The sequence below is a fragment of the Enterococcus sp. DIV1094 genome (assembly GCF_017316305.2).
In the GTDB taxonomy this organism is placed as follows: domain Bacteria; phylum Bacillota; class Bacilli; order Lactobacillales; family Enterococcaceae; genus Enterococcus_B; species Enterococcus_B mangumiae.
This window is the reverse complement of the sequence record NZ_CP147250.1, coordinates 1,636,798-1,657,683: the sequence shown is the minus strand read 5'-3', so window position 1 is coordinate 1,657,683 and position 20,886 is coordinate 1,636,798. Positions and strand designations below refer to the sequence as shown.

20 protein-coding genes are annotated in these 20,886 nt (G+C 39.4%); 4 read left to right on the top strand and 16 right to left on the bottom strand.

The genetic code is table 11. The annotated features are described in order from the left end of the window. Positions 1-262 precede the first annotated feature (262 nt). From rhaD to fucO, 3 genes are read left to right on the top strand one after another with little or no spacing between them, the layout of a single operon-like run. The gene (gene rhaD, locus DOK79_RS08010) at positions 263-1,087 is read left to right on the top strand and encodes a rhamnulose-1-phosphate aldolase (RefSeq protein WP_206855698.1); all 825 of its coding nucleotides are present in this window, start codon (positions 263-265) and stop codon (positions 1,085-1,087) included. A 17-nt stretch (positions 1,088-1,104) separates the two neighbouring features. After that, a complete protein-coding gene (locus DOK79_RS08005) occupies positions 1,105-1,746 on the top strand; it encodes a sugar O-acetyltransferase (RefSeq protein WP_206855696.1) in 642 nt (213 codons plus the stop codon). A 5-nt stretch (positions 1,747-1,751) separates the two neighbouring features. Continuing rightward, positions 1,752-2,903 (top strand): lactaldehyde reductase, encoded by a 1,152-nt coding sequence (gene fucO, locus DOK79_RS08000; RefSeq protein WP_206855694.1) that lies wholly within the window; start codon positions 1,752-1,754, stop codon positions 2,901-2,903. 103 nt (positions 2,904-3,006) lie between these two features. Here the strand turns inward: fucO and DOK79_RS07995 are convergent, their stop codons facing one another. The 9 genes from DOK79_RS07995 to DOK79_RS07955 all read right to left on the bottom strand — a co-directional run bounded on the left by DOK79_RS07995 (position 3,007) and on the right by DOK79_RS07955 (position 11,716). Beyond that, positions 3,007-3,723 (bottom strand): MIP/aquaporin family protein, encoded by a 717-nt coding sequence (locus tag DOK79_RS07995; RefSeq protein WP_010736418.1) that lies wholly within the window; start codon positions 3,721-3,723, stop codon positions 3,007-3,009. Position 3,724: 1 nt separating this feature from the next. Then, a complete protein-coding gene (glpO, locus tag DOK79_RS07990; RefSeq protein ID WP_206855693.1) occupies positions 3,725-5,548 on the bottom strand; it encodes a type 1 glycerol-3-phosphate oxidase in 1,824 nt (607 codons plus the stop codon). Positions 5,549-5,564: 16 nt separating this feature from the next. Continuing rightward, positions 5,565-7,061 carry a glycerol kinase GlpK gene (gene glpK, locus DOK79_RS07985; protein WP_206855691.1) on the bottom strand — a complete coding sequence of 499 codons (1,497 nt, stop codon included), beginning with the start codon at positions 7,059-7,061 and terminating at the stop codon, positions 5,565-5,567. 115 nt (positions 7,062-7,176) lie between these two features. Further along, entirely contained in the window at positions 7,177-8,637 is a 1,461-nt protein-coding gene (locus tag DOK79_RS07980; RefSeq protein WP_206855687.1) for a helix-turn-helix domain-containing protein, read from the bottom strand. Continuing rightward, entirely contained in the window at positions 8,627-9,925 is a 1,299-nt protein-coding gene (locus tag DOK79_RS07975) for an FAD-dependent oxidoreductase (protein WP_206855684.1), read from the bottom strand. Before DOK79_RS07975 ends, DOK79_RS07980 begins: the two co-directional genes overlap by 11 nt. 130 nt (positions 9,926-10,055) lie before the next feature. Then, on the bottom strand, positions 10,056-10,328 hold the full coding sequence (locus DOK79_RS07970; protein ID WP_206855682.1) for a hypothetical protein: 273 nt from the start codon (positions 10,326-10,328) through the stop codon (positions 10,056-10,058). A 37-nt stretch (positions 10,329-10,365) separates the two neighbouring features. Beyond that, positions 10,366-10,683: a hypothetical protein gene (locus DOK79_RS07965; protein ID WP_206855678.1), complete on the bottom strand. Its 318-nt coding sequence runs from the start codon at positions 10,681-10,683 to the stop codon at positions 10,366-10,368. A gap of 414 nt (positions 10,684-11,097) precedes the next feature. Next, on the bottom strand, positions 11,098-11,445 hold the full coding sequence (locus tag DOK79_RS07960; protein WP_206855676.1) for a type II toxin-antitoxin system PemK/MazF family toxin: 348 nt from the start codon (positions 11,443-11,445) through the stop codon (positions 11,098-11,100). Continuing rightward, positions 11,432-11,716, bottom strand: coding sequence for a type II toxin-antitoxin system RelB/DinJ family antitoxin (locus tag DOK79_RS07955; protein ID WP_206855675.1), 285 nt, complete (start codon positions 11,714-11,716; stop codon positions 11,432-11,434). The genes DOK79_RS07960 and DOK79_RS07955 overlap by 14 nt, the downstream gene beginning before the upstream one ends. Before the next feature lie 655 nt (positions 11,717-12,371). Between DOK79_RS07955 and DOK79_RS07950 the strand changes: the two genes are divergently transcribed. Continuing rightward, complete coding sequence (locus DOK79_RS07950; RefSeq protein ID WP_206855674.1) at positions 12,372-12,971, top strand: hypothetical protein; 600 nt, start codon at positions 12,372-12,374, stop codon at positions 12,969-12,971. A 290-nt stretch (positions 12,972-13,261) separates the two neighbouring features. Here DOK79_RS07950 and DOK79_RS07945 read toward each other — a convergent pair whose 3' ends face one another. The 7 genes from DOK79_RS07945 to DOK79_RS07915 all read right to left on the bottom strand — a co-directional run bounded on the left by DOK79_RS07945 (position 13,262) and on the right by DOK79_RS07915 (position 20,867). Beyond that, a complete protein-coding gene (locus DOK79_RS07945; RefSeq protein WP_206855673.1) occupies positions 13,262-14,032 on the bottom strand; it encodes a Fic family protein in 771 nt (256 codons plus the stop codon). Positions 14,033-14,167: 135 nt separating this feature from the next. After that, on the bottom strand, positions 14,168-15,028 hold the full coding sequence (locus DOK79_RS07940; RefSeq protein WP_206855846.1) for an aldo/keto reductase: 861 nt from the start codon (positions 15,026-15,028) through the stop codon (positions 14,168-14,170). 26 nt (positions 15,029-15,054) lie between these two features. After that, positions 15,055-15,732, bottom strand: coding sequence for a type 1 glutamine amidotransferase domain-containing protein (locus tag DOK79_RS07935; protein WP_206855672.1), 678 nt, complete (start codon positions 15,730-15,732; stop codon positions 15,055-15,057). A 16-nt stretch (positions 15,733-15,748) separates the two neighbouring features. Beyond that, entirely contained in the window at positions 15,749-16,855 is a 1,107-nt protein-coding gene (locus DOK79_RS07930; protein WP_206855671.1) for an NADH-dependent flavin oxidoreductase, read from the bottom strand. A gap of 95 nt (positions 16,856-16,950) precedes the next feature. After that, positions 16,951-17,385 (bottom strand): MarR family winged helix-turn-helix transcriptional regulator, encoded by a 435-nt coding sequence (locus DOK79_RS07925; RefSeq protein WP_206855670.1) that lies wholly within the window; start codon positions 17,383-17,385, stop codon positions 16,951-16,953. A 355-nt stretch (positions 17,386-17,740) separates the two neighbouring features. Next, entirely contained in the window at positions 17,741-19,360 is a 1,620-nt protein-coding gene (locus tag DOK79_RS07920; RefSeq protein WP_206855669.1) for a glycoside hydrolase family 13 protein, read from the bottom strand. 196 nt (positions 19,361-19,556) lie between these two features. Further along, positions 19,557-20,867: an NCS2 family permease gene (locus DOK79_RS07915; RefSeq protein ID WP_206855667.1), complete on the bottom strand. Its 1,311-nt coding sequence runs from the start codon at positions 20,865-20,867 to the stop codon at positions 19,557-19,559. Positions 20,868-20,886 lie beyond the last annotated feature (19 nt).

Genomic DNA, 20,886 nt, shown 5'->3' with positions numbered 1-20,886 from the left:
TCGAACACCGTTTATCTAGGTTGTAAGAGGAGCGGTCTGACCTGAACAGTAAGATAGAAAATTTAAAAATAGCTCCTCATATTTTACGATTTTTTAGCTTAATGTTGAAGGTCAGCTCCTTGCACAACACTCACCTCCATCTTCCTAACAGAAGCCTTCGCGAATCTGTTCAACGGATTCCCAAGGTTCTTCTGTTTATTTACAAGATAAAAATACGCTACGCTCCTTCTATCATAAGAATAAAAGAAAAGAGGTCTCACTCGTGAAAAAATTAGCGATGCTCCATGCTCCTTTTGTAAAAGAAATGATTCAAGCGACAACTAATATGTACCGGCTAGGCTGGGATGAACGTAATGGTGGCAATATCACCTATTTACTAGAAGAAGCACAAGTATTACCTTTTATCGATCCTACAAAAGTCTTACGGACACTGCCATTGGCTTTTGATGCCCAACAATTAGCCGGAAAGTATTTTTTAGTGACTGGATCTGGAAAGTATTTTAAAAATATGCAAGAAGCGCCCGAAGAAAATCTTGGCTTGATTCGTGTGACGGGTGACGGACATGCGATCGACATCTTATGGGGATTAGCACCTGATGCTGTTCCGACTTCTGAATTACCAAGTCATTTCATGAGCCATATCGCTCGATTAAGTGTCGATCCAGATAACCGCATCGTCATGCACTGCCATGCGACACATTTGTTAGCAATGACTTTTAGCCATCCACTTTCTGAACGAGAATTCACTCGTACCTTATGGCAAATGTGTACCGAGTGCTTAGTTGTTTTCCCTGAAGGTATTTCAGTCATTCCATGGTTAGTTCCGGGTTCAAATGAAATCGGTGAAGCAACTGCTGCAAAAATGAAAGAAACACGTTTAGTCGTTTGGCCACAACACGGGATCTATGGTTCTGGGAAAGACATGGATGAGACGTTTGGCTTGATTGAAACAGCCGAAAAAGCTGCCCAAGTCTATACGATCGTCATGGCACAAGGTGGGATCAAACAGACGTTAGAAGATGACAATTTGAAATTACTTGCTGATGCGTTTGGAGTTGTCCCACGTACTGGTTATTTGAACGATTAGCAATCGTGAGGTGACGAATGAAATCAACTGTCGAAAAAATGATTGCTGGTGAGGTCTATCGCCAAGAGGAAGAATTATTGCAGCTTCGTTTAACTACGAGAGATCTGCTTTATGAGTTCAATCATATCCATCCCCGAAAATTAGCAGAACGTCAGCAATTGATCAAAAAAATGTTTAAACAAACAGGGGATGAACTCTTTGTGGAACAACCGTTTCATTGCGATTATGGCATCAATATCACCGTCGGAGAAAATTTTTTAGCCAATAATAATTGCACATTATTAGATGTTGCGCCGATCACGATCGGCAAAGATGTCTTACTCGCGCCAAATGTGGGGATCTACACCGCAGGACATGCTTTAGATCCCGTTTTACGGCAAGAGTACAAAGCAGAGTTTGGGGCAGCAGTGACGATTGGCGATAATGTCTGGATCGGCGCAAATACATCTGTCCTTCCTGGTGTAACGATCGGTGATCATGCTGTTATCGGCGCCGGAAGTGTCGTCACGAAAGATATCCCACCCAATTCTTTAGCAGTAGGCAATCCATGCCGTGTCGTGCGGACATTTGATCAGCAAGATCGGATCTACTATTTCAAAGAACTACGTTACCCAGCGGAATATATGATTCCTGAAACCGATACACGTAAAGGAGAGTAAATCAAATGGCAAACCGAATGATTTTAAATGAAACATCCTATCATGGAAAAGGCGCAATCGCGGCTATTCCAACAGAGATCCAAGCAAGAAATTTCAAAAAAGTGGTCATCATCACTGATAAAGAATTAGTCAAAATCGGTATAGTGACCAAAGTGACGGCATTATTAGATGAGGCAGAAATCGCCTATGACATCTATGATGGTATCGTGCCTAATCCAACGATCGAGAATGTAAAAGACGGCGTGAGTTTCGTAAAAGAGGCGAAAGCCGATGTAATCCTGGCAATTGGCGGAGGTTCACCGATCGATACAGCGAAAGCGATTGGGATCATCGTGACAAATCCAACGTTTTCTGATGTCCGTAGTTTAGAAGGCGTGGCAGATACGAAACAGCCAAGTTTACCAATTTTAGCTGTTCCAACTACTTCTGGTACGGCGGCTGAAGTCACGATCAATTATGTGATCACAGACAAAGAGCGTTCACGTAAATTTGTCTGTGTCGACCCCCATGATATTCCAATCGTTGCCTTTGTTGATAGCGATCTGATGATGGGGATGCCGAAAGCCTTATGTGCGGCAACTGGTATGGATGCGATGACGCATGCAATCGAAGGTTTGATCACTAAAGGTGCGTGGGAAATGACCGATATGTTCCACCTCAAAGCAATTGAGGTCATTGGTCGTAGCTTGGCCGATTCCGTTGCGGGTGATCCAAAAGGTCGGGAAGATATGGCATTGGGGCAATACCTTGCAGGGATGGGCTTTTCAAACGTCGGCTTAGGTCTTGTCCATGGCATGGCGCATCCTTTGTCTGCATGGTATGACATTCCCCATGGAGTCGCTTGTGCTGCCTTATTGCCAACGGTCATGAAATACAATAAAGAGTTTACAGGTGATAAATATCGGGAAATTGCGAAGGCGTTGAAAATCAAGGATACAGCGTCTCGTTCAATCGAGGATATCCGTGATGCTGCGTGTGAAGCGATTGATGCTTTATCGAAAAAAGTTGGTATCCCTGCCACGATTTCTGAATTAGGTGTCAAAGAAGCGGATATTGCACAAATTGCAGAAGATGCATTCAACGATGTCTGTACTCCAGGAAATCCAAGAGAAACGAATGTGGAAGAGATCATCGCTATCTATCAAAGCTTGATGTAGCTGGCTCTCTTCTTACTTTGACTAAAAAATAAAAACGATTCTCAACTGTCCGCGAATAGCGAACGATGAGAATCGTTTTTTTTCATATAGAAAATCTAATTCATTAAACCATCAACGTGTACATACCAACTGCGACGATTGCACCAACCATTGGTCCAGCAATCGGCACCCATGAATACCCCCAGTCAGAGCCACCTTTGTTAGCGATCGGTAAAATCGCATGAGCAATACGTGGACCTAAGTCACGAGCTGGATTGATCGCATATCCTGTCGATCCACCTAATGATAGCCCGATAGCTAAAATCAATCCGCCAACAGCAAATACATTTGTTCCACCAGCAAATTCAGTTTGACCGAATGCTAATAATCCTAAAACTAACACGAACGTGCCAATCAATTCTGTGATAAAGTTAGCTGGATAGTTGCGGATTGCTGGTCCAGTCGCAAAAGTTCCTAAGATTGCCCCTTGGTCTTTTGTTGCTGACCAATGTGGCAAGTAAGATAACCAAACGAGTACCGCACCAACGATTGCACCTAGTAATTGGGCAATGATGAATGGAAAGACTAAGTTCCAACCGATTGCGCCTGTCATTGCCATTCCAAGTGTTACCGCAGGATTTAAATGAGCTGGTCCCATGAATCCTGAAATAAAGACTGCCATCGTTACAGCCATTGCCCAGCCAAATGCAATGACGATCCAGCCAGAAGCTTGCGCTTTACTTTTATTTAGATTAACTGCCGCACATACGCCGTCCCCTAAAAGGATCAAAATCATTGTTCCAATAAATTCCCCCATGATTTGGGTCATGTCTGCATTCATTTTATTTTTCTCCTTTCAGGTCGCGCAAGTCTGATTCAGCGATCAGTTGTTCTAAATGTTGCGTTTCCCGTTCTTTTTCTTCGTCTGTCCAATCAAAGTATGCAGCGATCGCATCAATGATCGGTTGTTTGATCGCATCTAACTGATCTCTTTCAAATAAGAGATGGTTCGTACGACGAATCAAGTAATCACCTGGAGCTAAGACCATTTCATTTTCTAATCCATAGCGTAAACGTGCAGATTCAGCCAAGGTCAATCCTGGATAAGGACTCATTTCTTTTGCTAATTCAAAGATATGTTTCGCATTTGTTCCGTAGAAGTCTGCGATATATGCAGCGTCTTTTTCATCCAGACCAGCTTCCATACCGATTTTTGTATATTCTTGGACCATTTCTTCTTGTTTCGTCGGATCAAAATCACCGCCTGAGATCGAATAGGTCTTCGAATCGATTTCTTTCGCTGTTACGCCATATTCTTCTTTTAATAGTTGGCGGATCAACTTCATCGCACCTTCTGCCATTTTGCGATAATCAGTGATTTTACCACCAGATAGAGTCACTAGTCCGTCTGGTTCACGTTCCAATGAGCTACCACGTGAAACTGTCGACGGTGCTTTTTCATCACGACTGCTTTCTAAATGATTCAATACATCTTCCACTTCTACACGGGATACTTTGTTTTCTTTGAAATCTGTCACTGTATCCACGACTTTACGGAAGCTTTTATCGGAAATCGAACCGTTGTCTCCTCCGTTGTAGTCAGAACCCGCATTCCCGATCAACAATGGACGTAAGCCTGCCCAACTTGATTCGATATCCGCCAAAGTGATGTTTGCTTCTGGATAACGATGATTGATCACGTCTAGTAAGTAATCCACATCTTCTTGTGTCACTTGAGGGTCCGTAAAATCACCTTGATAATCAGTATCTGTCGTTCCAAAATACGTTTTGTTTTCACGAGGGATCGCAAAGACCATGCGGCCATCTTGTTTTCCTGTGTCAAAGTAAGTTGGCTGTGGCACAGGTAATTTCTTCGCATCTACGACTAAATGTACCCCTTTTGTCGGACGCATTTTTGGTGAGATCGCCCGTTTGAAATTCAAGTTGCGGATCTTATCTACCCATGGGCCGCTTGTGTTGATCACGATTTTTGCTCGGATCTCAATCACTTCATCACTTAACAAGTCACGAGCTTTGACACCGATGATTTGATCGCCATCATAGATAAAACCAGTGGCTTTCATTTTGCTGACCAAATACGCTCCGTCTTCTGCCGCTTTTTTGATATTATCGATCACTAAACGTGCATCATTGTTACGGAAATCCAAGTAAACTCCAGCACCTGCTAACCCATCTTTTTTCAAGAATGGCTCGCGCTCTAAGACTTCTTCCGGCGTTAGCGTATAATTTTCAAATTTTGTTCCTGTCACGTTGGCTAACTTATCGTACAAGTCCATCGCAACTTTTACTGAGAACATGTTGAAGGTTGTGGCACCTTCTCCTTCATAAATCGGTAATAACATCGGATCTGGTTTAGGAATATGCGGAGCGACACTTTGTACTACTGCTCGCTCACCTACTGTGTCTGCTACTACTTCAACATCAAACGTTTTTAAATAGCGAATACCGCCATGTACTAATTTGGTTGAACGTGAAGAAGTTCCTTCCGCAAAGTCTTGCATTTCAATCAAACCGGTTTTGATACCTGAAGCAGCTGCTTGGATCGCTACACCTGCACCAGTGATTCCTCCACCGATAATCAAAAGATCTAATTCTTCTTGTTTCATGTGGTCAATGTTAGCTTGTCTTGTTTTTCTTGAAAACATCTTGTGTTCCCTCCCTTTACTCAAAAGCTTGAGTCGCTTTCACAGCTTTTTTCCAGCCAGTGTAAAGTTTTTCTCTACGCTCTTCTGGCATTTCTACTTCGAAAATTTTGCCTGCTTCATAAAATTCACGAATTTCATCTGTATCTTTCCAATAACCAACTGCTAAACCTGCAAGGAAGGCAGCGCCTAATGCTGTCGTTTCCAAGTTACCAGCACGTTGGATCGGTACATTCAAAATATCTGTTTGGAACTGCATCAAGTATTCATTGTTCGCTGCACCACCATCGACTTTTAACACAGGGATCTTGATACCTGTATCATCTTGCATCGTATCAATGATATCGCGAACTTGATAAGCAATGGATTGCAAGGTTGCTTTGATGATGTCTTCTTTCGTCGTTCCTCGTGTTAGACCAAACATTGAGCCACGTGCTGCTTGATCCCAATAAGGTGCTCCAAGCCCAACGAAGGCAGGTACAACATATACTTCATCTTCACTTATCGAACGCTTCGCTGCATCTTCTGAATCACTTGCTTTTTGTAGCATTTGTAAGCCGTCACGCAACCATTGGATGGAGGAACCAGCGACAAAGATACTTCCTTCTAACGCATAGTAAACCTTTCCATTTATTCCGTAACCAATCGTCGTCAACAAATTATTTTTAGATAATTGTGGTTTTTCCCCAGTGTTCATCACAATAAATGAACCAGTTCCATAAGTGTTTTTGACCATCCCTGGCTCAAAAGCCATCTGACCGAATAATGCGGCTTGTTGGTCTCCAGCCATACCAGAGATTGGTGCTTCACTACCATAGAAGTGATAGCCTTGTGTATAACCGTAAACTTCTGAGTTTGATGTCACTTTCGGCAACATCACTCGTGGAATATTCAATAAATCTAAGATTTCTTGATCCCAATCCAAGTCATGGATATTAAACAACATTGTACGACTTGCATTTGAGTAATCGGTTACATGCGCTTGTCCATCTGTCAATTTCCAAACAAGCCAAGAATCGATCGTTCCAAACATCAACTCGCCTTTTTCCGCTCGTTCTTGTGCGCCTTCTACGTGATCTAAGATCCAACGAATCTTAGTAGCAGAGAAATACGCATCAATGACTAAACCAGTTTTTTCATGGAAAAATTCTTGGTGTCCGTCTTCTTTTAATTTGTTGGCAATATCTGCTGATTGACGTGATTGCCAAACCACTGCATGATAGATCGGACGTCCTGTGTCTTTTTCCCAAATCACTGTCGTCTCACGTTGGTTCGTGATACCGATACCTGCGATTTGTGTTGGTTTGATACCGGATTCAATGAATGCACCAGCGATAACTGACTGTACGGAGTTCCAGATTTCATTCGCATCATGCTCTACCCAGCTTTCGCGTGGAAAATATTGAGTGAATTCTTTTTGCGAACTACCGATGTGTCTTCCTTTTTTATCAAAGATAATCGCTCGTGAGCTTGTCGTCCCTTGGTCAATTGCCATGATATACGTAGATTCTGTCATTATGATCTCCTCCATTTTTCTGCAAACGCTTTCTTTAACTACTTTTATGGTACACCCATTTAAGGAATAGAAACTGCCAAAAAAATAGCAATTTACCTTTTTTTTGACAGTTTTTTTAATTTTTAGCTTTTTTGTCACGCTCAATTTTGCGCTTCAACCTTGATATATCATAGCTTGAAGCAAATTCAGACAGATAATAATACTCCTGTCCTTTTTTTTCCTGATTAAAGGTGATCACAAAATCATAGCTTTTTTCTGGTTGGACTTCTTCGATCACGATCCCACTGATCCCCTTTAGTTCTCGAATCAAAAATTGTTGAAAAGCGATTCGATAAATCGGTAAGGATTGCAGGTCGATGCCAATGACCACAGATTTTTCAATATAGAAATCAATCATCATCAAAATATTCGCATATTGACTCATCAAGTTATCTAGAACTTGATCAGTCAATTTTTTCATAGGCAGCTGCTCAATGGTAGTCGTTTTCAAGCGATCAAGTAATTGACTCAATGAATCTCCCAACATACGCTGTTGCTGCGTGAGTAGATGTTGTTGATCATAAATCGTTAAATAGCCGGAAAAAAAGTATAATTCATTATTGATTTGTGCCAAATGATACCCGATCGTTTTTTCTTCTTTGATTTTTAGTCGTCTAGGTCGATAATGCCATAGCATCGTTTCGCGAATATACGTATCCAAAACAGCTGTTGGCAACTTTTTACTACGAGTCAAGTCATATTGATAAAATGTTTCCTCCTCCAATACAGAAAAAGAAACAAGAAAACTATAAAATAGCATAGACTCATAAGCTGTGACATCAGCGGCCGTTCGGCTGAGATACAATGAAATGACTGGATGAATCGTTTGGTACAACTGATCATTTTGGTATAAATCTTTTTTTTCTTTTGTTGCTTGAAACTTCATCTTATCTGACAGGAGTCTTTTTCTTGTAATACCGATCCATGTCGCGATTTTTATCGATGATTGGGGAGAAAAACTTGTATTGAGGACATGCGCCAATCCTACCGTCAACGGGCGTTTATCCGGTGTATCTTGTAAATATTGCGGTCTTTGTGATTCTGGGAAAAATTGAAACAAGGAATAATAAAAATAGCGGATCTGTAGCTCTTCTCCTTGGATCTGTCCATTCTTGATCTGCAAGGAGAACTCTTTCAAGAGATGATTCAATTCTTTGATCTTTCTAAAAACAGAAGATTCACTGATCGTAAAAGCTGTTGCCAAGCGCACACTGGAAGCTTGTTGATGTTCAAGTAAATACGTCAGGATCTGATATTTCACACTTTGCTGGACTAAAAAAAGCATGATTTTTTCTAGACTCGTCTGCTCGTCTAAATCAAGCACCACTTGGAATTCATTTTTTCGGACAGAAATTTTCGTTTTCATCATACGACCGATCATTTCAATGTCATCAATATACTGGTCGAAGGCAGATTTTGATAATTTCACATGAGATCGCAGTTCATTGATTGAGGCAGAACCACCTTCTAATACAAGCATTCGTAATAGTTCAATCTGAATCTGTTCTTTTTTTTCTAAAAATTCCTCAATCTTCATCGAAAGGATCAACCACCTTTACAAGAGCTGTTGGCGCTCGAAACTCAGGTTGAAAGAAGAATTCGCGCGCTTCTAGATCTGCGAGTGTCCATCCTTCCTCAACTGCTAACGTCAGTCGGTCTAAGAGATAGAAAATCACAGCTTGACTATGGCATTGCGCGCCGATCAGTTTTCCATCTTCCGTCAGCAATACTTTTATGTTGATCGATTCCTGATTCGTCGCCGAGGCTCTAGTCGTTAGATAGTGTGTTTTTATTTTGCCAGGATAAAAAATACTTTCACTTTCTGTTAACCCGACACTGCCAAAATAATGGCCAAACCAGTGATTGCCGATTGGACGATAGGTGCCTAGATCTTTCTTTAGTTGCCCGCTGATATTTTTACTAGCGATCTTCGCAGTTCGGATCGCATTGTTCACTAAAGAGACGTACATTTTTTCTTGTGTGGGTCGATAAGTCACTTGGATCGCATCGCCGATCGCATAAATATTTTCCTGTGACGTTTGAAGGTAGTCGTTGACCCAGATCGTCCCATCGTCATTCAATTGAAGTGACTCTTCCCATAATTGATTATCTGGACGAGTGTAATTCGCTAACAAAACCAAATCATACGTTTCACTTCTATTTTCCGTGAAGATTTCTGTTTGCTCTGTTTCAATGATTTCTTGTACTTGTTCATTTAAGAAAAATCGGATCCCTCGATCGTTCAGCTCACGATACAGTGGCTTGATCATTTCTGGATCAAAATAGCGGAATAAAACCGTCGATTGGCTTTCGTATAGATGAAGTTCCTTTCCTAAGTTTGCTAATCCTTCAATCAACTCCAAGCCTACTTGTCCTGCACCGATCACTGCGATTTTTTTCGATGTACTGATGCGTTGTTGGAATTCTTGCGAAGTTTTAGGATCTTTGATCGTCCAAATCGTATCATTTTCTTGCGTACTAAAACGGAAGCGTTGATGTGAGCCTGTCGCAATCACAAGATAATCAAAGTGAAGCAGCTCACCGTCTTGTAATTGGATTTGATTTTTATCGCTGTTCAAAGCAACCACTTCTGTTTCTGTTCGTACCTCTACTTGATGTTCTTGAGCCAACTGTTCTTTTGTCATCCAATAATGATGCGCTTCTTCGTGGAATTCCCCTTTCAAGATCAAATTGACACTATTCGGGATAAACCCTATCCGCCCTTGTTTTTCAATAATGATTATCTCACTTTCCGGACAGTCGTTACGCAATGAAACAGCTGCCTGAATGCCCGCAAATGAGCCACCGACGATTACGATCCTCATATGATATTCCCCTCTTTTTCATCTGTTATCCTTAGAGTATCATTTCTTAGAAAACGTTTCAATCAGTAAAGGAAACAGCGAGTATAAACAGTGTGCCAATTGCTTTATTTATATTCTGATGGTGGCTTTTTTATTCTTTCTTTAATTGCGTATAAAGCCTGTGGCTCTTTTTAAATTCGATATCTGCTAGTTTCATCACCTTTTTTATTACTTCATCTGAAGAGTCAAACTGATACTGTCTCCTTTCAAACCCATCTTCGACAATACTGTATCGTGCTTGGTCATACGTGATGCGTATCGAGCGATCTTTTTTGAAGGTAAGGATTTTTAAAGTGACACAGTCCTTTGACTTAACGTTTCTTTTCAAAAATTGTTTTAATTGCTTTTTATAAATCATGTTCATTTTACTATTTCTCTACCTTTTTCATAGATTTAGTCACTCAGTGTTTTTTGTTTGAACGAACAACTATTTTATTCACTTCTTTATCAAATCGTTCTTTTTTCAACGTTTGACTAATATAAAAAACCTGAACCTTTTTCTCATTTATCCTAAAAGCAATACGGAAATTTTCCTTTCCTAAATGGATTTTCATTTCATAAATCGATTCTTTTACAGACATCTCAACGGGTTTGATTCGATAAAAATCGTGCGTCAAATACTCATGTACTTTATAGATAATTATTTCTTGATACTTTTTTGATTGATTCGCCGTAAATACATTTCGAATTGCCTGACTGACTTCAACCTCGTATTCCATAGCTATTCCTTCTTTATTCGATTATTTATGTAGATAGAGACCTCTCTAAAAAATAGGTATGTAAATATTTATATAATACGCTTGCATTATAAACTATATTCACCCTATTTTTTATTCGTTTATTTTATATCAATTATTTTTATTTATTTTCGTTAATTCTACTAGAAGAATAGCCATCTGAAGGCGCTGGATCAATCGTGTTTCCTCTCACTTATTATTATACTTTCTTTTGTGATATTCCCTAGCTCAGCTACTTTAGTAGAAAAAATTCTGGGACATTAGTCACCTTGTATACCCTAAAACCGAATAAACGATGTTCCAGAAGTAGCTCCTACAGAAATAAGCGTGAAACCCCAAAATTTGAAGAGCAATTTTCGGGGCTTCACGCATATTTCTCGGAGTTGAGCACTTCTGTTACAACTTCTCGTTTTGTTGTAAATTTTTGATGAATTCAATCAATCGAGCCCCGTCTTCTTTCATTAGCGTACCTACCTTGGCGTATTTTATTTTTTCATTTCCTTTAGGTATTGCTCTTAGCATACCAACATCTATCCAAGAAGCCTTATGCAGACCTGACTTTTTCCAATCTTTGATAGGAAAATATACTTGTTTTATCTTTTTTGACTTATGTTCATATTGGCTAGTGATACTAAAAAATTCAATACAGTCATTTTTATCTCGTATAACCAATATAGGTCTTTTCTTTCCATCTTCTTTGTCAGCGTAAGCCACATAAACTGTGACTATTTCATTCGTATTCATTTAGCCACTCATTTAGCTTTTCATCTGTATCAAGCAATGTAACAGGCATACTTTGTGTTAATTGGCGCAACTTGATTGCTTGTCTTTCTTCTTCATTCAATTTTATTTCCATTGGAAACTCACCTCTTGATACAACTTGTTTATATAAGATGGTGATTGCTGTTGTCGCATTCAACCCAAGTTCTTCTAATATTTGTTCTGCGTTTTCTTTTAGCTCTTTATCAATTCCGACTTGTATTCTTCCTTTTTTTGCTTTCTCTTTTGTTTTCACACTATCTCCTCCTGTTGAGTGAAAGAACCTCAAAATATTTCGATATCACCATATATTTGATTATATTATACTCATAAAAGAGAAATGATGCAAAAAACAGCAGCTGATTTTCTTAACCACTTCTTTGCTATCTCTCTTACTTTGGAAGATATGATTTGTTGCTTTTTACAACCTTTAATTTAGCCGACATGCTTATTTCTAAATTTAATAGTTTTTGGGGACTAATTTTCATCATTTTTCACCTGTTCACTACTGACCTAACTTCTTGGAGTGGGAGGTTCTAAAAAAGTTTATACTTGCAAAAGCTTGCTCTGGTGATTTCTAATACTTCGATTTATTTTCTGCAAGAGTCACTTTTAGACTATCGTTTTTCTAATTTGTAAAACATAAGTATTTAACTTGAGTAATAAGGTAAGAAATTGATTTTAGCTTGGTTTGCGTATATATAATATATACAAAAAACAAGAGTTACTTTTTTGCCGAAGCAAAATAGAAGAAGACGATTATATGATTACATAGAAACAAATTCTATCGGATGAGGAACTGTTACATTAGTTTGTTCTTTCCCCGTAAAACCGTATAAAGGGTATTGTAGAAGTAGCTCCATTTACCAAGGAAATCCATAAATATATGTATAAGAAAGAGTTGATTAATTATGAATGAACTAGTTTATATCAAAGAAAATTTCAACATCGTAACCGTTGCTTTTGTAAAAAATGGAAAAATCATGAAAAAAATTTATGATTGGTATCTCCCTTATCATTATCAGAATAAGATCCATATCCATACGAATACCTCTATTCATATCAATGGTCAAAAGAAAAAAGTTTTTATTGTAAGTTTGTCTTATCATCCTAATGCACAAAAAATGTATAAACAATTTCCACTATCACACTCGCAACCTAGCTGGCAGATACAACTTATTGCTCAAATACTTAACTCTAAAAATATTCAGTATTATCGAGAGCGGACGTTCAAAAATCTTACCACAATCGAGAATCGTCCATTAAGAATTGATCTTTCCTTTCAACAAAATAATCAATGGTACTTTATTGAATACCATGGTGTTCATCACTACTTCAAGAAAAGTGCTACTACTAAACGTTTTCAAAACATATTAAGAAATATGGAAATAAAAAGACAGTGGTGTTTAGACAACAAGGTTCCTTACTTAGAAATTCCTTTTTTCAAGCAAAGTGAAATTCAAGTTTTAGTTGAATATTTTCTAAAATCTTCGTTACTTGATACTCACTAATGAAAATATTTTTGATCATGCAAGGAAATCCCTCCTTATTTGATAAATATCACACTCATACAAATCAAAGTAGTTCGGAGAGTGGGACAAAAATAAAATTCATTTTTGTTTCTAACCTTAAAACCGAATGAACGGTGTTCCAGAAGCAACTCCTTCGGAAATAAGCCGAGAAACCCAAAAATTTGAAGAACAATTTTCGAGTTTCTCGGCTTATTTCTCGGAGCTGAACACTTCTGTCACAACCTCTTGCAGTTCGTCCAAAAATTCACTACAAGTCTCTATTCTCATCTTTATTCTCTTGATACATCTGGTTTACTCAATTGCTCTTTGATGCGATACGTACTCGCATCAAAATTTTTATTTTCTTGAATAGGTGCATGTAATGCCAGTTCTCTTTCTTTAGGTGATGGTAGTGTGTCTAGCATACGTTCAAACGCTTTTTCTTCCTCTGTTGGTGTCTTTGCTTGGTAATAACGCATCAGATTCAATGTAAATTCCACTCGATCCAGATCATTGAAAGGAAGAGTGAGGTAATTTTCATTTTCTAACGTACCAAAAGCTGAGTTAGCAGCAATCAGTGCTGTTCGCTTGTTGCCGTCTTGAAACGCCTGTAATTTTGATAATTGTGCAAAGACACGCCAAGCATCTTTTTCTTCCTTTTTAGACTCATTAAATCTTTCTACGATTTGATCGATATCGACTCGCGTAACGATCTCCGGTGGCAAATAAGCTTCCTGACTTTGTTGATCGATAATAATAGCGATACGATCCTCTTCATTGTAATAAGCATTTCTCAAATGACCGGGCAAACCAGGTTGTTCATTTGATGGTGAATCAAACTGTGTATTTACTGCAATGATCCCATCTGTTGAGAATCCTATTTTTTTGATTACATCGATTCCTTTTAATGCATCTGTAAAAATCGCGATATCGTCTTTGTTTTGTCTCAGAGGTTTTGTCGATTTTTGATCAAGTGCTTTTTTCGTTTGTAAAACCGTGCTACCATAATTATTTAAACTACCTAATGAGGTAATAAATCTTGCAAGAGCTGTATTATCCATCAGCTTTCTCTCCTTGTTGTTCCAATCTTTGTGCCTCCTAGTATACTATGAAAATTAGATACACAGTAGAAAAAAACAATTTGAAGGAAATCAACGGAGTTCCTACACTCTCTTTTGAACGCATCAACATAATACTTATTTATTTGCTTGATCAATCGAGATATTATGCAGATTTTCAACTAATGTTCGATGTTCACGAGGTCCAGTTGACTCTGGTGCTTGATCGAGCTGTTCGATCAAAGTCAATTCTTCTTCTGATAATTGGAAATCAAAAATGGCGATATTTTGCTTCATACGATCCACATGGACAGATTTAGGGATCGTGATGATCCCTAGTTGTGTTTGCCAACGTAAGATGATCTGTGGAACAGTTTTATTGTATTTCTCAGCTAATTCTTTCAACACTGGTTCATCAAAGATCCCATCTTTTCCTTGATTGAACGGACTCCATGCTTCCGTCGCAACGTCAAAGTGTGTGCCTGTTTCTCTTTGTTTTTTTTGTTGACGGTACGGATGTTGTTCGATTTGATTGATGACAGGTTTGATGCGGTGATTCAAAATCAAATCGGTCAAACGACCAGTGGAAAAATTGGAGACTCCGATTGCCTTTACTTTACCTGCATCATAGAGTTCTTCCATAGCACGCCATGCGCCGTAATAATCATTGTAAGGTTGGTGGATCAAGAAAATGTCAATGTAGTCTACCCCTAATTTTTGTAAAGAACGCTCATACGCTTTATAAGCACCTTCGTAAGAAGCATCAGTGACCCATAGCTTTGTTGTAATGGTGATTTCTTCTCTGGGAATCCCACTTTTTTTGATTGCCCGACCAACTGCTTCTTCATTGTAATAAACAGCCGCAGTATCGATCAGCCGATAGCCAGCATTTAGCGCTTCTAAAACGACTTGCTCACATTCCTCTTGATCCCAGATTTGAAAGACCCCAAATCCAAGTACAGGAATCGTCAAACCATTGTTCAAGGTACGTGTTTCCATCATTGATCCCCTCTCCAAACTTCGCTTTATTTCGTCAACGCAGTAACGACTTTTTCTCCTAATAGGTGTGCAGATTGAGGGTTTTGTCCTGTTAATAAACGCCCATCTACATGAACCACTTCAGTAAAAGCTTTTCCTGCCTGATAATCTGCTCCTTTTTCTTTCAATGAATCTTCAGTCAGGAATGGTACATTATTCGTTGTACCGTTCGCTTCCTCTTCTTCATTACTGAAGCCAGTCACTTTACGTCCAGCTAAAATGGACTGACCGTTTTCGTCTACGACAGGCAATAGCCCTACGACGCCATGACAAACCGCTGATACGATGCCATTCTCTTTGTAAATCGCAGAAGCAACCTCTGCTAATTTTTCTGAGCCTGGGAAGTCCCACATCGTTCCGTGACCACCCGCATAGTAAATAGCTGCATAATCTTTTGGATTCACTTCATCAGGACGTAACGTTTGTCCTAAGGCACGGTTACGAAAATCTTCATCTTGATAATAGGCCCAATCCACTTGATCCATATCTAATATACTTTTTGGTTCCAAAGGCACATAGCCGCCATTTGGGCTAACAAAGTCAGCATCGATCTTATTTTTGACTAATACATCATAAAAATGAGTCAATTCACTTAACCATAAACCTGTTGGACGCTCGATATTGTCGTATTTCTCTACATTTGTCAAAACAATCAAAACTTTCATTTTCTCAGCTTCTTTCTTAGATATTGATGGTTGATCGATAACGTTGATCAAGGAAATTATACAATGGACTTGGTAAATACAAGTCTTTGTATGCTTCAGAAAATGGTTTCGTCACAAATTCATCATCCCGACCTTCTAATAACTTGACTGCCCATTCAGGATCTACCAACATTTGTTGGCCAACTGCCACGAGTTCAGCATGAGCTAACACAGACTCGACATCTTTACGGTTACGGACATTCCCGACACCGACTAGCGGGATTTTTCCTTGAATCGCTTCATGGACGTATTCAAGAATTGATTTTTCATTATACGTTTCAGAGCGAGCTACACGGTCATACGTGTTCAAAGAAACATGTAGATAGTCTAATTTCGTTTCACGTAATTGTTCCATCAACCAAATCGTTTCTTCAAAACGGATACCTGGTGTTTCAAATTCTTCTGGTGAAAAACGATAACCAACGATAAATGGTTTCTTAGCGTGTGTTTCAACTGCTTGAAAGACAGATTTCAATAATTCTTCAATAAAGTGGTAACGTTTCTCTAACGTTCCGCCCCATTGGTCGTCACGACGATTAGAATGAGGAGAGAAGAATTGTTGGATCAAGTAGGTATTCGCTCCATGTAATTCCACGCCGTCAAATCCGGCTTCGATCGCTCTGCGTGTTGCTTCTCCAAATGCTCGGATCGTTTCGCTGACTTCTTCCTCACTTAATGCCCGAGGTGTTTCGGCATCTGGACGTTCTGCTGGAATAGCACTAGCAGATACTGTTTGTTCTCCGGATAAAGTCGCACGACTCGTCATACGTCCGCCATGGAAGATTTGCACGATCGCCTTAGCACCTTCACCTTGGATAGCTTGTGCTAATTCACTTAAACGAGGGATCATTTCGTCGTGTGCAATACTTAATTCACCTGGCCAACCTTTTCCGATATCTTGCACATTGGCAGCACCAGTGATCACTGCACCTAATCCTTTTGATCGTTGTGCATAGTATTCGATTTCATCTTTTGTGATTACTCCATTAAAAAAGCTAAGTTCAGTAGTCATTGGTGATAGCATCAACCGATTTTTTAGCTCACTACCTGATGGAAATGTGATTGATTCATTGAATTTTACCATTCTTCTTCCTCCAATATGACGAATGTCACTTATTTTTCTCGTATTTATTTAACCATACGTTTAGTTGTACATGCAACTGTTATGTTTAAAAAATTTTATTTTTTTTGTAATTTATTGGTCGCCTCATTCAGCTCTTGTGAAAGGCGTTCGCTTTCAGCAGCGCCTAAAACAACTTTATAGGCTTGATGAAGCTCATCCCAACTACTGTCGATCTCTTTGACAAATTCACGACCTTCATCTGTTAAATAGACGAGAGAAAGACGTCCCTCTGTCACTGTTTTGACATAGCCTTTATATTCTAACTTTTCTACGAAACGTGCAATTGTGGAAGGTGCAGAATACAGCATTTGTGCAATGTCCTTTTGCGGAATCCCATTTTTTTCTTTCAGGATCAGCAAAATAAATCCATACGTTGGCGCAAGCCCAGTTTTTTTGAATGCTTCATCGGCCAATTTATTTAAGATGCGATCTAGTTTTTTTACACTGAAAAACAGACATTCTTCTAATGACCGTTCAATTGATTTCCCCATTTTTACACCTCCTGTTAGCGTACATATCATAGTATGATTTAGTTGATTTGTCAAAGAGGAGGATAGGTGTCTAGAACAAAAATAAAATTAATTTTTATTTCAAACCTTAAAACTGAATAAACGAAATTCCAAAAGCTGACCTTCAACACTCACCTAAAAATGCTTCTTTCACGATCTCCTTTGACACTATTTCCAAGGAAGTCCTTCACTAAAAAAAATGGATAGATGATCTGCTTAGATCACCCATCCACTATTACCATCTTCTGCTTGGTTTTTTCATATACATACGATAGCATATATGCCGTCAAAAAGTAATATGCGTGGTATCCATTTTCTAGATGTGACACTCAATCCATCACTCAATTTTCACCACAAACGCTTCATAAGGACGTAATTCAACTTCTCCCATAGGCACTTCTCGGTCATAGTTTGCAATGATCAGTTCCGTTGTTTCTTGTGGAACAGTCAATTCATGTGTTTGTTCAGATAAGTTACAGATGATCAACCAACGTTCTTCATTGAGTGTCCGATAATATGCGAAGACTTCATCTGGAGTTTCTGCCAACAATTCATATTCTCCCCAGACAATGATTTCATTGTGTTTGCGTAACTCGATCAAGCGTTTGTACGTATGGAAAATCGAAGATGGATCTGCCACTGCTTGTTTCGCATTGATGCTTGGATAGTTGGGATTGACGGATAGCCAAGGTGTTCCTGTCGTAAATCCGCCATGTGCTGTTTCATCCCATTGCATCGGCGTACGCGCGTTGTCACGACCTTTCGCATTGATAGACTGCAAGATGTCTTCTTTACGATAGCCAGATGCAAGACGTTCGTGATACATATTGATCGTTTCGATATCTTTTGCTTCTGAGATGTCCTGGATTGGTGCATTTGTCATGCCTAGTTCTTCCCCTTGATAAATATAAGGAGTCCCTTTCATCATGTGCAATAAAATAGCAAACATTTTCGCGCTTTCTACGCGATATTCCTGATCATTCCCCCAACGTGAAACAATTCTCGGCAGATCATGATTATTCCAAAACAAGCTGTTCCAGCCTTCATCTCCTAACGCTGTCTGCCATTTCGACAAAACTTGTTTCAGTTCAGAAACATCTAAAGCTTTTAGATCCCATTTATCCTTACCTTCTTGTTGGTCCAAACTCATATGTTCAAATTGGAAGATCATGGATAGTTCATTTCTTTTCGGGTCTGAATAAAGTTTCGCGATTTCTGTCGTTGCGCCCCACGTTTCTCCTACCGTCATCAAATCCTTATCGCCAAAGGTTGCTTGATTCATTTCTTGTAGGTATTCGTGAAGCCGAGGACCATTATTGGTGATTTCTTGATCGGGTAGTTTGCCGATCGTATCGATGACATCCATGCGGAACCCACCAATTCCTTTATCGATCCAAAAATTCATCATGTCATAGACTTCTTGTCTGACTCGCTCATTCTCCCAATTCAAATCGGGTTGTTTCTTGCTGTATAGATGCAAATAATACTGACCAGTCGCCTCATCAAATTCCCAAGCAGGGCCACTAAAGATCGAGCGTAATGAATTAGGAACGTCACCATTGACTGGATCACGCCAGATATAATAATCTCGATATGGATTGTCTTTGCTTTTGCGTGATTCGATAAACCATTGATGTTCATCTGAAGTGTGATTGACGACTAAATCTAATATGATTTTGATGCCAGATTTCTTAGCTTCCTCAATCAGTTCATCCATTTCAGCCATTGTCCCAAATTCAGCCATGATTGCTTCATAATCGCTGATATCATAGCCATTGTCATCATTTGGGGATTCATAGACCGGGGAAAGCCAAATTGTATCGATCCCTAGATACGTTAAATAATCTAATCTTGAAATAATCCCTCTCAAATCACCGATGCCATCCCCATTCGTATCTTGAAAACTACGTGGATAGACTTGATATACCACTGATTGGTGCCACCATTTTTTCTCCATATGTTCCTCCATTTGTTTTGTACTATTCTTACAGAAATTGTAACGCTTACAAAATCAAGAGTAAACAGACTTGAGCATGTTACCGATAACATTAAACTCAAGTGTCTAGAAACAAAAAAAGTGTGCACCATAAGTAAAAAATTACTTGTGACTCACACTTTAAAGCAATCAAACCCTCAAGTTCTTTCTAAATCAGTTAAACATTCAAGATCCACATAAACCCTATAAAGACAAAGAACAAAGCATACATGATTGGCGAAACTTCTTTCCCACGTTTTGCTGCTAGCATGGTGATTGGATAAAAGATGAAGCCTAATGCAATCCCATCTGAGATACTATAAGTCAATGGCATACCGATCAAAATCAAGAATGCAGGAATGGCAATCTCCATTTTTCCCCATTCGATCTGACGTAAGGATTGTGCCATCAACACCCCGACTAAAATCAGTGCAGGTGCAGTGACTTGAGAAGTCACCACTGATAATAATGGAGAGAAAAACAAGCCAAACAAGAATAAGATCCCTGTGGTGATCGCAGTTAAGCCAGAACGGCCACCGACGGCGATCCCTGCGGATGACTCAACAAAAGCTCCTACTGGTGATGTCCCTAGCAAAGAACCAGCTAACATTGCGGTAGAATCTGAAGCTAGTGCTTTCCCAACACGTGGCATTTTATTGTCTTGCATAAAACCAGCTTGGTTTGCTAACCCGACCAATGTTCCCGCTGTATCAAAGAAGGTCACTAACAAGAATGTCAAGACGACTACCCACATTTGTAAGCTATTGATATCACCGATGTGTTTCAGTGCCACTAAGAATGTAGGTTTCAAGCTCGGTGCTGCTGCTACAAGCTGTGAAGGCATAGGAATCAGTCCAGTGACTAGCCCTAAAATCGTCGTTGCCACCATACCGATAAAAATACCGCCTGGTACGCGTCGGACTAATAAAATCGCTGTGACAACTAACCCAAAAATCGTCAGCCAAGTAGAACCAACACTCAATGAACCCAAGCCAACAAGGGTCGATTCATTCGCAACGATCAATCCGCCTTCACTCAACCCTAGAAAAGCAATAAATAAGCCGATCCCACCTGAGATCGCAAACTTTAAGTCTGTTGGAATGGCATCAATGATCATTTCACGCAATTTAAAAATAGTGATCAAAATAAAAATCAATGAAGCAACAAACACCCCTGCTAACGCTGTTTCCCATGGAATCCCCATACCTAAACAGACTGAGTAAGCAAAAAAGGCATTGATTCCTAACGCAGGCGCTGTGCCAATTGGGTAGCGTGCCACGACACCCATCAAAATACAACCGATCGCACTCGCTAATGCAGTTGCAGTAAATACTGCTCCTTCATCCATTCCTGAAGCTCCAAGCACTGTTGGATTGACAAATAAGATATATGCCATAGAGATAAATGTTGTAAAACCAGCCAATATCTCCCGTTTCACTGTGGTATTCAGTGCGTCAATCTCGAAGTAGGAAAGTATTTTTCCCTTCATCATCCATCCCCCTAAAACC

Coding starts and splice junctions, on each gene's coding strand:
- DOK79_RS07915 (WP_206855667.1), bottom strand. CDS start 20,867: ATGAAGGGAAAAATACTTTCCTACTTCGAGATTGACGCACTGAATACC.
- fucO (WP_206855694.1), top strand. CDS start 1,752: ATGGCAAACCGAATGATTTTAAATGAAACATCCTATCATGGAAAAGGC.
- DOK79_RS07930 (WP_206855671.1), bottom strand. CDS start 16,855: ATGGTAAAATTCAATGAATCAATCACATTTCCATCAGGTAGTGAGCTA.
- DOK79_RS07945 (WP_206855673.1), bottom strand. CDS start 14,032: ATGGATAATACAGCTCTTGCAAGATTTATTACCTCATTAGGTAGTTTA.
- DOK79_RS07960 (WP_206855676.1), bottom strand. CDS start 11,445: ATGAATACGAATGAAATAGTCACAGTTTATGTGGCTTACGCTGACAAA.
- DOK79_RS07925 (WP_206855670.1), bottom strand. CDS start 17,385: ATGGGGAAATCAATTGAACGGTCATTAGAAGAATGTCTGTTTTTCAGT.
- DOK79_RS07975 (WP_206855684.1), bottom strand. CDS start 9,925: ATGAGGATCGTAATCGTCGGTGGCTCATTTGCGGGCATTCAGGCAGCT.
- DOK79_RS07965 (WP_206855678.1), bottom strand. CDS start 10,683: ATGGAATACGAGGTTGAAGTCAGTCAGGCAATTCGAAATGTATTTACG.
- DOK79_RS07980 (WP_206855687.1), bottom strand. CDS start 8,637: ATGAAGATTGAGGAATTTTTAGAAAAAAAAGAACAGATTCAGATTGAA.
- DOK79_RS07935 (WP_206855672.1), bottom strand. CDS start 15,732: ATGAAAGTTTTGATTGTTTTGACAAATGTAGAGAAATACGACAATATC.
- glpO (WP_206855693.1), bottom strand. CDS start 5,548: ATGTTTTCAAGAAAAACAAGACAAGCTAACATTGACCACATGAAACAA.
- DOK79_RS07950 (WP_206855674.1), top strand. CDS start 12,372: ATGAATGAACTAGTTTATATCAAAGAAAATTTCAACATCGTAACCGTT.
- DOK79_RS07920 (WP_206855669.1), bottom strand. CDS start 19,360: ATGGAGAAAAAATGGTGGCACCAATCAGTGGTATATCAAGTCTATCCA.
- DOK79_RS07940 (WP_206855846.1), bottom strand. CDS start 15,028: ATGGAAACACGTACCTTGAACAATGGTTTGACGATTCCTGTACTTGGA.
- glpK (WP_206855691.1), bottom strand. CDS start 7,061: ATGACAGAATCTACGTATATCATGGCAATTGACCAAGGGACGACAAGC.
- DOK79_RS07970 (WP_206855682.1), bottom strand. CDS start 10,328: ATGAACATGATTTATAAAAAGCAATTAAAACAATTTTTGAAAAGAAAC.
- DOK79_RS08005 (WP_206855696.1), top strand. CDS start 1,105: ATGAAATCAACTGTCGAAAAAATGATTGCTGGTGAGGTCTATCGCCAA.
- DOK79_RS07995 (WP_010736418.1), bottom strand. CDS start 3,723: ATGAATGCAGACATGACCCAAATCATGGGGGAATTTATTGGAACAATG.